Origin of the sequence: Allocoleopsis franciscana PCC 7113, assembly GCF_000317515.1 — a bacterium.
Classification (GTDB): domain Bacteria; phylum Cyanobacteriota; class Cyanobacteriia; order Cyanobacteriales; family Coleofasciculaceae; genus Allocoleopsis; species Allocoleopsis franciscana.
In genome coordinates, this window is the sequence record NC_019738.1 from 1,598,020 (window position 1) to 1,610,830 (window position 12,811).

At 43.4% G+C, this 12,811-nt stretch carries 5 protein-coding genes; all 5 read left to right on the forward strand.

The window, feature by feature from the left end:
- Positions 1 to 7 precede the first annotated feature (7 nt).
- The 5 genes from MIC7113_RS06770 (at position 8) to MIC7113_RS06790 (ending at position 12,370) form a co-directional block, all read left to right on the forward strand.
- Positions 8 to 5,401 carry a hypothetical protein gene (locus MIC7113_RS06770; RefSeq protein WP_015181437.1) on the forward strand — a complete coding sequence of 1,798 codons (5,394 nt, stop codon included), beginning with the start codon at positions 8 to 10 and terminating at the stop codon, positions 5,399 to 5,401.
- Between the two features lie 2 nt (positions 5,402 to 5,403).
- Positions 5,404 to 7,716, forward strand: a complete 2,313-nt coding sequence (locus MIC7113_RS06775) for a hypothetical protein (protein WP_015181438.1) — start codon at positions 5,404 to 5,406, stop codon at positions 7,714 to 7,716.
- Positions 7,703 to 9,154, forward strand: coding sequence for a BREX system Lon protease-like protein BrxL (brxL, locus tag MIC7113_RS06780; RefSeq protein ID WP_015181439.1), 1,452 nt, complete (start codon positions 7,703 to 7,705; stop codon positions 9,152 to 9,154). Before MIC7113_RS06775 ends, brxL begins: the two co-directional genes overlap by 14 nt.
- A 487-nt stretch (positions 9,155 to 9,641) precedes the next feature.
- Positions 9,642 to 10,358: a biliverdin-producing heme oxygenase gene (locus tag MIC7113_RS06785; protein WP_015181440.1), complete on the forward strand. Its 717-nt coding sequence runs from the start codon at positions 9,642 to 9,644 to the stop codon at positions 10,356 to 10,358.
- A gap of 1,478 nt (positions 10,359 to 11,836) precedes the next feature.
- Positions 11,837 to 12,370, forward strand: coding sequence for a proprotein convertase P-domain-containing protein (locus MIC7113_RS06790; RefSeq protein WP_051055595.1), 534 nt, complete (start codon positions 11,837 to 11,839; stop codon positions 12,368 to 12,370).
- Positions 12,371 to 12,811: the final 441 nt, after the last annotated feature.

A 12,811-nucleotide genomic window follows, 5' to 3' on the forward strand; every position in this document is an offset into this window, starting at 1 on the left:
TTTACCCATGCTGCTCAACCAACTCGTCAAAATCAATGAAACGGGGCTTGTTGCCAACGCCGTCAGCTTTGAACTGATGGACGACCCCGACAAAAACCTGCGATTATGTCAGGGGTTCGTGTTTAATTACGACTCCGACCCCAAAAAGCTCAAATTTTCTACAGTCGGCGTTCTTGATGCCCTAAGGCGCAGCTTTCACAGCCAAAACGAACCCAACGTTCACCTGATGGTGCAGGACTACGGCAAAGGAAAATCCCACTTTGCCCTAGCCGTTGCCAACTTCTTCAAAAAACCCTTCGATAGCCCCGAAGTTCAGGGTATTTTGCAACAAGTTGAATACGCAACCTCTAACCCCAACCCCATTCTGGAAGGTTTAACGCTCTACAAACAACGCAGCAGACATCTGGTTATTTGCCTGAGTGGTGATAAACCCATAGACCTGAAAAAGCACTTTCTACAAGTTCTCAAAAAGGCTCTAGAGTCCGAAGGTATCACCGACTCCATCGCCCAACAAATTTGTCAGCAACCCCTCCAGTACCTTGAAAATCTAGACACAAAGCAACGGAAAACAGCCGAAGCATTTTTAGAACGCCAAGACAATCCAGAAGGCGACCTCAATATGCTCATGCAGCTCTTACGAGATGATAACTATCAGATTATTCCTCGCGTTAAAGACATTTGCCGGGAACTCACAGGAGTTACACCTGACTTTGAGGCAGATATTGATGTCGAAGCCATTCTCACCGATTTAGTGACTCGCTTATGTACAGGGGCAAATCCTCACTTTCAAGGCATCTTGATTCTCTTTGATGAACTTTACAACTACCTGCAACTCTGGGCAAATGACCCCGTTCGCGCTGGCAGTACCACGCTACAAAACATCACGAATATCTGCGAAAAGTTTAAGGGACGGGTTGCCTTAATCAGCTTTACCCAAAGGCTACCGGGTCGAGTTACCCCACCCAAAAACTTTGAAGACTACAAACGATTAGTGTCCCGGTTAGAACTCCTTCCCAGTACCTACGAACCTGCGGCTAGCCTAGAATTGGTGCTAAATGGTTTACTTAGCCAGCAAGATAAAACCGCTGCATGGCAAGAGTTCTTCTCCAAATGGCGCGACACGTTAAATGCTATCAATACCGATATTTATCAAAACCGCACTGCCAATTACTACCAAAACCGTAACTGGTTGCCCCAGAAATTTCGAGACTACATTACTCTAGGTTGCTTTCCACTCCATCCTCTCACTTCTTACCTGCTTTGTAACCTGGACTTTACCCAAGGTCGCACCGCCATCCAGTTTGTTCAAGAAGATGTTAAACGCTTCATCCAAGAGCAACCCGTTGAAAAGAATAGCAATATTAACCTTATCCATCCTGTTGCTCTAGTAAATGCTTTTGAAGATAACTTCTCTACCTCTGACTATTCCAGTTACTCCGCTTATAAGCACGCCTATGATTCAATTGTGGCTTCTGCTGAACCAGAAGAACTAACCGTTCTTAAATCCCTATTCCTGTTCTACGCCAGTGCCAGTACCAGCAGGCTAACCAAATCAGACCAAGAAAGGCACGAGGAAATTCTGAGTCTTCTCGCTGGAATGCCAAGGGCAACAGTGAAGGCTGTTTTGGATAAACTGTGCAAAGTTCGGGAAGTCATCTACCACAATCCAGCCGATAATACCTACCGCTTCTACACAGGTGGTTTTGGTATTCAAGACTTGCGGAAGCGCATTGAGGAAGAAGTTGCGAACAAAATCCCCTCAATTGAACGGGTTCGAGAGTACTGCCAATCAAACCTGGGGCAGTACTGTGGAGGCGATACCGTATCCCCAACCCAGTTTATCGAAGACAATCGGCTGATTAGTAGCGATTGGTCGTTCAATTGTAAGGTTTATACGGCTGCTAACTTCCGCAAAACCCTAACTAGCAATCAAACATTGAAGGATGAGCTTGGCATTGTTGCCTATGTCATTGGTGGAACGAGTGAAGAATTAGCTGCGTTGCGTAGTGAAATTACTCAACTTCTAGCTTCATCGTCTCAGGATTTGACCTCAATTAAACGCAGGATTGCTGTTGCGATCGCATCCCAATCCGCCTCCGACATTGCCCGACTATTACTCATGTTGGAAACCGCCAAGCGTAAAACCGTTCAGGAATTTGGAGCAGCCCTAACCCAACTTCAGCAACAGCTACAACAACAAATTGAAACAAAAACAAAAGAATTATTCAAGTCTTGCATCTATCACTGTCACCTTTCAGATAAAGTGCCAGTGAATGAGCGTAGTAACCCATCCCGTGTCGTTAGTGAAATTCTCAAAGACTTGTATCCCTTCGTTCCCCCAGTCGAAAAGATAGACAAAATGGCGCTGAAAAGTGCAGTTGGTTCTGAAGTAATTGGTTATACTTCTAAACGCTTGCTAGAAAATGAGCTGCGTCCTCAAGCGTTTCCCAAGCAGTCTTATACCAATATAGTTGACCCAGTTTTCGTAAAGTCTTGGAGATTGCTGAAAAAATCCTCCCACAACTATTCCATTCAGGAACCGCAACACCCCAATGTTAAAGCAGCTTGGGACAAAATCTCACAGATGACAGCACTCGGTAATCAGTCTGAAAAAACAGTTAAAATTGCGGAAATTTGGCGAGTTTTATCTCAGCCTCCTTATGGCTACAACGAATATACCTTTACAATTCTATTTACTGGATGGCTAGCTTATAACAGTTCAGAGCTATTACTCAAAGGTAGCTTTGGCATTCCCCAGAAGAAATTAGATCAGGTTGCAATACGAAGTGAATCTATCAAAAACTGGGCAGCTACTAATGTTTTTGATAAACCCAAAGAGTTTGTTCGAGTATGGATCGAGAAGGGGCAACCTTCCGTAATTCGCCGAAAACTTTCTCCCTATCCCGAAATACCCAATTCAGTTAACTACGAGCAGGCGCAACAATTTATTCAGGAGATTAATAGCTTCCTCAACGGTGCGCCCGACCCGGAAAAAATTGATGAGATTACAAAGATACAGCAGCAACTAACGAGTAGTATTGAACGAATTGAGGCATTACTTGAGCCTACTTCACGAGCAGAAAATATTACCGAACAAGCTGACATTGAAACCCTCTTGCAGCTTTATACTGAGTTACAGCAACCCTTGAGTGCGATTACTGAAGATAACTTATCTGTGAGTCCCACAGAACAGCAGCAAAACCGAAAAATTCAGGCATTACAGGCAGTGATTGAGAGGATAGGACAAACGGTTGAAGCCCAAAGTAAGGGTTATCAATCACTAGATACAGAAGCTGACTGTGGTGATTATAAAGCCGATATTCAGTCCCTAATTACTCAGCTCAGTCAAGTTGCTGATTTACCCCCTCGGTTTACGATTACCCTGCAAGAAGCACTCACGGCAACAGACAACCGATTAGCAGAGATAGTTGAACAAAAGAAAGTCGCAAATTGCCTGTCTCAAATTCAAAAGCTCTACGATACCTTGAGCGATTTAGCAACTCAACACGAGTATATTCGCACTCAAACTGAAATTGAACAGCTAGTCGCAAGCGTTCCAGTAGCTAGAGAGACGGATATATTTAGGAGTACGATTCAATCCCTTGAAGAGAAACAAGATGCTCTGATTCGGCAAGTTGCTGATTGGGAAAACCAGTATTCTCCATCTCTGTCCCAAACTCAAGCTGTGCAACTCAGTCAGCGAATTAATCAGCAAATTAATCGTTATACCGATGAAACCAACCAACAACGATTACAGGAATTACTGAACAATCTCAATGATATCATTCTCGAACGAAGAAGCGAAGAACAGGAAGAAGAACAACTCCAATCGATCCTTGCGAGTGCAAAAGGAAAACTCCAAGATATCAAAATTCTCAAAAATCTATCTGATGCGTTTCAATCTTACCAAGCTCTCTCTCAATTAGTTTTACCTCCTACCGCTACAACGACTTCTTTAGAGGAAACCCAAAAACAATTAGAATCCCTAAAAGCTGAGGGACATACCATCATTACTCAGAAGATTTTGCAGATTGTTGATGAATGTCAACATAAAGTTAATCAACCGCAAGATTACGAACGACTTAAACATTCCCTTCAGAGGAGTCAAGAACTTGTAGCCTCATGCGATGAATTTGCGGCTGTCAGAAATCGATTAGAAGAGGCAGAACAAAATCTTGAAGCTCAGTATAAAGATTTACAGAAGCGCCTTCAAGATGAAAACACGATGCAAGCTATTCGTCAGAATACTCTAGCGAAAGCGAATACCATTCATCTGTGCGAGGAAGCGATCGCAGAAATTACAAGTTTATCCAACCAATTGCATTATCCTGAGCAATTCAACTCTGAACTTGACAAGCTTATCCAAGGATTTAGGGATAGAGTTGTCACTTACCAAAGGAACCTGCAAAATCTTTGCACTCGCCTCTCTACCGTAGAAACATCTAAAGAGTTAAGCAGTATTCGGGATGAGTACGCCAAGTTAGAGCTAGTATTTAAAGATTCTACTGACTATCCCGATTATCAACAACTGCAAGAGCAAATTCAATGGTTGGAATCAGACTTAGAGCAAATTCATAACCTGGAAACTCTCTACCAACAAAGTCAATCCATTGCAGGTTGCGATCGCACGTTAGCAGAAATCACCAATAAACAGGCTAACTTACGTAACTTAGACCGTTTTAAGTCAAAGCTTCTGCAACTAGAGAACGAACTGCGTCAAATAAAACAGGGTTATATTCAGCAACTCAATGAGCTTCAAAATAAATTGAGCAGTGTAAAAACTCTGAAGGAAGCCCAAACACTGCAAAAAGAGCTAACTGACCAATTAACATACTACCGGGAATCTCAGGAAGAAGAACAATACGAGGCAATCTATTCAGAAATCAGCCTTCTAATCAGCCTTCTCAAAATGGCAACAACCCAAAAAGTTGATTCTGTTCAGGCTTGCCAAGCTGAACTAGAGCGGTTGAGTCAGTGGCGAGAGCGAGAGGCTACAGAGGGAATTACTCCTATTATTCAGGCTCTTTTAGACTCCCTAATTCAAGAAGTGGAGCAGACCAAACAGCAAATTCAGAAACGACACAAACGTGCTGCAATTTCCTGGTTACAATCTATAGAAAAGCAGGATACCCAACTAGAGCAGCTTACAGATTCAGCTACAAAGCTTGATACTGCTAGTCAACTAATCAGCAAGCTTAAGAAGCAACGACAACAGCATGAGGACGTGCTGGAGACAGAGCAAAAGCACATCCTAGAAGGCATCTTGACTCGCTGTGAAGCAATCCAAAACCAAGATACAGAGAGTAAAATCCTCGCTCTATTTCAAGGCCTCCCTCGCCCACAACAAGAAAGCCTGCTTAAGAAACTAACAGAATATCTAGTCGGAACGAAGGAGCTGTGATAGTGTCTGAATACATTCAACCTATCATCCAACCAACGCCGCCAGTCACCTCTGAAACGGGCAAAGCACGCTTCAATCTGTTTGACGCTCCGTTACCCACTAACCAGAGCCAGCCTAACCCAGACAAATCCATCGTACTCGACCCGACTGGACTGTACGATATTCCTGCTGGCTATATCCCCATCACCACCGAAGTGGAATGGATGCAGTCTTTTGGTGTGAGCGACTCTCCCTACTGGGTCAAAGGCAAGCGGTTGTGTGCTTGGGCAGAGGAATGGCTTCGGGTTTGGAATAAAACTAATGCGATCGCAGAAATTAAGCAAGACCCACGCTTGAAATTAACAGACTTATTCCATTCAGTGCCTTTACCAGATGAGTGGACGGACAAGCAACTACTAACTCTCGCCACCCAACTGGACTCCTATCCCAAAGACAACCCAATCGCCTACTTGTTAGCAGATATTACCGGGAGCGACCAGCAGATATGGCTTGCAGAACCTTCAATCGAAAATTTAGCGGCTTGGCTAGCCATTCAGGTTCCAGACGAGTGTGAACCTTTAGAACAAGTTTGGCAGCAACAGGTTAAAGAGCATGAGCTAGCAACCCACTACCAGACTGATGATAAGTTATTGCTCCTTCGTCGCTGGTTAGGCATAGCTGAACCTGCTTTTGAGGAACTTGGCAAGTACCCCCTGCCAGTTCCCCAGTTCTTAACCCAGGAATTTGACAACTATTGGGAACAGCAACTCTACCGCACTGAAGCTGAAGTTCTGGATAATCTAAGCCCCACTCAGCAACCGGGTATGGAGCGGATTGCAGCTCAAGCCTACAAAGTTTTAAGCAATCGACCCTACTGGATTAATAAGGCAAGGGAAACAAAGATTGCTGGCTATCTCAATTATCAGCAAAAGATAGAGTTACGCGATCGCCAACCACCGCTCCAACCTCAGCCCCTAGCTCTTGATGCCAGTCCCCAGCAAGCGTTTGCCTGGGTAACAGAACGTTATCTGCCCTTCCGCCGTTGGGAAATTGTCATCAACCAACCCCCTTCAAATCAAAGAATCAGCGATCGTTTAGCAGATAGCTTTGTTGAGTGGATGCTGAAAAACTATCTAGAGATGAAGGTGGACTCCGTTGATAATTCCTACTTGAACTACAGCGTCACATCCATAGTGCGAAATTTCTGCCAGGAGAGTCCCGTCCTTTGGGTTGTGGTGGATGGATTGGGTTGGTTAGACCACCTAGAACTGTTGTCGTTCCTGACCAAAAATCACCAACTGAAAATTGAAACCGACCTTCAGCCCCGATTCAGCATCCTACCAACCAAGACTGAATACGCCAAGTGGAGCTTGTACGCCCAATTACCTCCTAGCCCACCTCACTGGGTCGATGATATAAGCAAAGGCTTCTCAAAGATGGGCATTGGTAAACGGTACACGGATGGACAAATCGATAAGCTTTACAAGGATTTGAGGAAAAAAACTCAGCGCTTGTACTGCTGGGATACCGAAATGCTGGATGAACTCTATCACAGTTGCAAAGATTGGCAGAGTCTCTATGAGTTTGAGCGTCCCAATACTCTTCATAATATTGCCGAAACCATTCATTACTGCTTACAGCAATACCCCAACCCTGATCAACTTAGAATCGTAATTGCTAGCGATCATGGTCAGATGATGGGTAAGTCGGCACAAATTACTCATTGCCCTGACGAATTAGACCCAAAAGGGAGAATGGCGATTGGCAAAACCGACGATCCCCGCTTTGTGGTACTAGAGTGCGATCGCTACAGTCTTCCCCACGATATTAGTGTCGTCAGAAACGCAGCAACGCTGAATTCCTTCAGCTATACCGCTGACAAACACATTATTGGTTCTCATGGTGGCTTGTTTCCTGAGGAAGTTGTTGTCGGTTTTTCCGTCCTGCGTCGAGCCGTTGAGCGTTCCCCAGTACTCGTTTCCTGTCGTGGCGAAGGCAAACCTAAGCAACCAGGAGACATAGAAGTTACAATTGATAACCCAAATTCAGTGCCGCTGACAGACCTTTGCTTGTATATCAACGAATTATCTTCTCTCAAAATCGGCAAGCCTCTGACAAGCACAATTCCAGCCAACAAGAAGGAATCCTTTAAGATTACTATTTCTGACTGGCCTGAACTCCCTCCCAGCCATGAAGGAAAGAGTCTACCCCTATCCGGTAAATTAAGTTTTAGTTTCGCTAATACTGAAGAGGGAACAGCTTCGCTAGACCCAAAATCAGCAATTGTTGTTAATCAAATATTCAGTAGTGGGTTAGACATTGATGAATTCCTCTGAAACAGTGGCTTATAGGAATGAATTAGTCCGCGAAGTTTTCGGTTCTCTGAGTATTGATAAAAGCCGATTACCTTCTAGTGGGCTGACAGGTACTGGCGTACCTAGTTTTGTTGGTGAGTGGCTTCTCGATAAAATTGTCCCAGGAACAGGCTCCCTAACATCAGAGGAACTGGAAAAAGTAAATAGTTTTGTCCAGAAAGCCTTCCCTCGTAAAGATGATAAGGAAGAAATCATTTTTTACCTGACTCAGGATGCTTTTTACAAATTAATTGCCCTGATGCAGGTTCGTGTAAAAGTAGAGCAGAAGACAGGAGAGATTCCAGAACCTCTTGCCCGTATTCCTGTCCTCAACCTGGAAGAGTGTTCTATTTCTCCCGACCTCGTTCAGAAAAATCTAATGCTTCTCAGGCAAGGTCTTTGGGGAAAAATCAGTTTAACAATGAGACCTGATGGACAAATTGAGGTTGTTGGCTTTGAGCCATTTCAATGTTCTGCGATCGACCTTAAAGCTTATGCTGAGTGTCGGGCACAGTTTAGCACGGATGAATGGCGAGACTTGATGTTTTGCTCTATGGGGTTTAACCCTCAACATCCAAGCTACAGCCGAGAAGCTAAAACCTGGGTTCTTGCTCGATTACTTCCACTTGTCGAGCCAAACTATCATATTATGGAGTTGGCTCCAAAGGGAACAGGTAAAAGTTTTGTATTTGAGAATATCAGTAATAAAGTTAAACTTATAAGTGGTGGTAAAATTACGCCAGCTCGACTCCTCATCGATGGTCGCACGAAAGAGATTGGATTAATCGGTCGTCACGACGTTGTTGTTCTGGATGAAGTTCAAAGTTTAACATTTGATAATCCAGAGGAGGTGATTGGCCCTTTAAAAACTTATATGGCAAGTGGTCGATACAATCGCTCTGGATTTGCCGATATTTCCAGTGATTGCTCGTTAGTGATGCTGGCAAATATTGAATTAGATGAGCAACAACGACCTAAAAATGAAGACAACTTAATTGCAAACTTGCCTAAATTCTTTAATGAAACTGCATTTCTCGACCGCTTTGCAGGAATAATTCCAGGTTGGCAAATTCCCAAATTTCAAAGAGATATGACAGCTTATCAAACTGGCTTGAAGATGGATTTCTTCGGTGAAGCCTTATTAGCTTTACGGCAAGATAGCCGATTCATTCAATATGCTCAGCAAAACACACATTTTGATAGTCATGTAACTGTACGCGATCAAAACGCGATTCTCAAGTCAGCCGCAGGATTTTTAAAAATTTTGTATCCTCATTTGAAGTTGACTGTGATGGACTATCAGCGCGACTGTTTAGAGCCTGCAATGCAACTGCGTCAAGCAATACGTAATGTGTTGTATCATCTCGATGATGAGTTTAGGCAAACGGAGAGAGAAATTTATGCAGAAATAGCGTTTTAGAAAATAGATTGAACATCAAGTTGCACTCATAGCTAGTTGTTTTTCTTCCCCAGCTTTGGTTATCTACTACGTTTAAAAGCAACTCAGTATGATTGTTTTTTCTTGGTACATTAGTCTTTGAAAGAAGTTGATTGTGATTAATGTCCCGCAAAAAACCTGAGAAATTCCTGTGAATCTTATCTAATGGTTAATCAAGCGTAATAGAGGAACGCACCAACTGTCCCCGAAAATCTGAACAAAAGAATATACTATTATACTACGGAAAGACACTCTCTGTTGGGGTATCCGCTTTCCTGCCGCCTGACGGACTGATTGACCTGCGGGAGATTATGTATCAATCCGAACACAGAAGTTTAAGTTGTGTAAAAAATCTTAACTGCACTTCTCATTAAACCAGTATATTCTAACAATTTGGCAAAGCTTTAGCTTTAGCTCTTTTGTAAGAAACAATACACAGCCGTCAACTTTAAAGACAGGATCATTTGTAATGAGTAACAATTTAGCCACCAAGCTGCGTGAGGGTACTAAAAAAGCTCACACAATGGCGGAAAATGTGGGTTTTGTCAAATGCTTTTTGAAAGGTGTCGTTGAGAAAACCTCTTACCGGAAGCTGGTTTCAAACCTCTACTTCGTCTATTCGGCGATGGAAGAAGAGATGGATCGCCACAGCACACACCCAATTCTCTCCAAAATCTACTTCCCCCAGCTCAACCGGAAAAAGAGCCTAGAGCAAGACTTGTACTTCTACTACGGTTCTAACTGGCGTGAGCAAGTCGCTCCTTCACCAGCGGCGAAAAACTATGTGCAACACATTCGGGAAGTATCTGCCACACAACCTGAATTGTTGATTGCTCATTCCTACACGCGCTATCTCGGTGACTTATCCGGTGGGCAAATTCTCAAAAAGATTGCCCAACGGGCTATGAATTTAGCCGAGGGGCAGGGTACGGATTTCTACGAATTCCAAGATATTCCGGACGAGAAAGCATTTAAAGCCAACTATCGGCAAGCCCTTGATGAGTTACCCATCGATGACGCTACGGCGGAGCGGATTGTAGATGAAGCCAATGCTACCTTTGGCATGAACATGAAACTGTTCCAGGAGTTGGAAGGTAACCTGATCAAAGCCATTGGTCAAATGCTGTTCAACACCCTGACACGGCGTCGTGCGGCGGGCAGTACGGAACTGGCAACCGCAGAATAGACAACGGAATCAAAAATTTCATAATTGGCGTTGCTAATTTAAGGAATCATTAGGTACGACCGCTAAGAACGAAAAGACGTTGTTATACTCGTCTCCACTCTTAGCCGCGAAACGTGTTCCACCAAGTTTTGGTCACGCATTTCGCTAACCGCTCTGATCAGAGTGACCGTTGCCTAATCATCCCTTAACTAAGCAACGCCTTAATCATTTTTGAGATGGACTCCTCTTGCCCCACGCCATCCCTGCCCAATGAGGTAAAGGTACCCCCTTCAGGTGACCACCGCCGTTGCTTTATCATCCTCCTTAGCCTTAACCAGGAGCCGATCAGTCGTTGACTCCGTGAAAAATGACATTAGTCTAGAAGAGAAAAACCAGGGCGACGTTCGCGAATCGTAACAAATCTTTAACAAAAAAACTCAGCTAATTGAAATAATATTCTTATTGGTGTAATACGTGTCATACGTCTGTGTATGACAGTTTGAGAGGCCTCACAGAATAAAAACCGTGGGCTGGCAGCCGCAGTCCTCTTGCTTCAGCCCACTTTCTTTCCTCCCTGCATCACACCACTAGTCTTTGTCGCCCATTCCCTGAAATCGTTAAGGAGCTTTATTAATGACCTAAAAAATTTTTAAATCAACATAGAATCTATGCGTCTCTAAGGTAGGGCTAACTTAAGGCAAGTTTATCGTGATAACAAAGTTACCTTAGACAAGGTCACGGATTGCCTAAAAAAGACAGCCAAGCAATTTTTAAAGTTTTTTAGGGTGGCGATGCGCCCCAAAAGCTCAATCGAATAGGTAAATTTACTGCCTCTAGCTGAACAATAACTTGGCTAAGATAGTTTGTTTTACCTGAGTTTGGTGGTTGCTCTAGTCCCGAAAAAAATTCCTAGTACGCCCCTTAAATAGGCGGAACGTGAGTTTATAAACGGCTTAATAGTAAAAGGTTGTCTACTTTACCTAAAACTTTACATGGTGGAAATAAATCTACCATGTCATAATCTTTTTGTTTTGAAATTTTGAATTGAGTTAGATTTTTTTAGATTAAAGCTAAAGATTATTTCAGATTATCCTTACAATAAATTTATATAAAATCATTAAAATTTAGGAAATTAAAACATGTTAAACTCTTTCACTGCAAGCATTACAGCGTAAAGACAGATAAAATCACCCGCTTATTAATATGTTTTTTTCAAAAAAAAGGTCTCAAAGTACTGGATCTCTTTGCATAAAAAATGCCATTATTATCAAAGTAAAGAAATATAGGATTTGATTGCGAAAATCAATAAGATTCTGGATTTCATCTATATAAGATGTAGAAAATCCGGTTTGCATCTATCTAAGATGCAAAACAGCGTAACTGTTCTTAACAATTTGATTTCGCAATTTGATTTCACTCTCGTAAAGCCTCCCGTCAGGGTTATCCCCCCTCGGATTCTCACTCTTGTCAACCTTTAGCTTCTTGGAGTACTGATTATCATGTCTAAAATTGTCGAAGAAGTACGGACAGCCACTGCAACCGTTGATTTTCAACATCCCACGACCCAGAAAGTTCACATCTCGACGTTTGTGGGTAATGGTGGCAATATTCCTGATGGCCACGGCAGCTTTCAGGATGACATTGTCGTTACAGACAACTTCAAGATCTCTGAGGTGAGCCTCACACTGAAAAACCTTATCCACACTTGGGTTGGCGACCTCACTGTGCGCTTGCGCCACTTGGAGACTGACACGGTGGTTGAGTTGTTCCGCCGACCGGGTCAACCTTACTTTTCTTCGAGTGGCTATAGCAACGACCTCAAGGGCGATTACAACTTCAGCGACAACAACAGCTACAAATTTGAAGTGGCAGCGGCAGAGAATTCTGTCATTCCCGGTGGCAACTATACTTCACTCCAGCCGCTCTCTGCGTTTAAGAATTTGTCAGCCGCAGGCACTTGGCGACTCATCATCACCGATTGCTCTGCGGGTGACTCTGGTTCCCTTGGCTCTTGGAGTCTCAACTTGGGATAGAGATGAATCGACTGAACTCTGAAGGAATTTGCTTCTTGGAGGGAAGAGGTCATCACTCAGGGTTAGGCGGCTCATCATAGAGTGTAAACACGAAGACTGACTAAAGCTCGCAGCTCCAATTAAATATATCGGTTGACAACTCTCATATTTTCTGTGAGAGGGTATAAGAGTGTGCCGGAGGATGGAAAAGTCTGCTGAATGATCTACATACTTATCCATCTGAATTGGGTTGCCAATCCAATAGCAACCTACGGAGCTGAGCTTGTCTGATCTCAAATCCGTTCAATCACTCATTACACACAAACACAGAGGGGTTTTAGGGGAGATAACTTTTATTCTCCCCTTCTCCTACGTCCAACCCAGCCATAACTTTACCTGAACGACTTAAGTTGAATCAGGCAAACTGGACATAGGAAAATGCAGCCAACATTGACCGTTTTT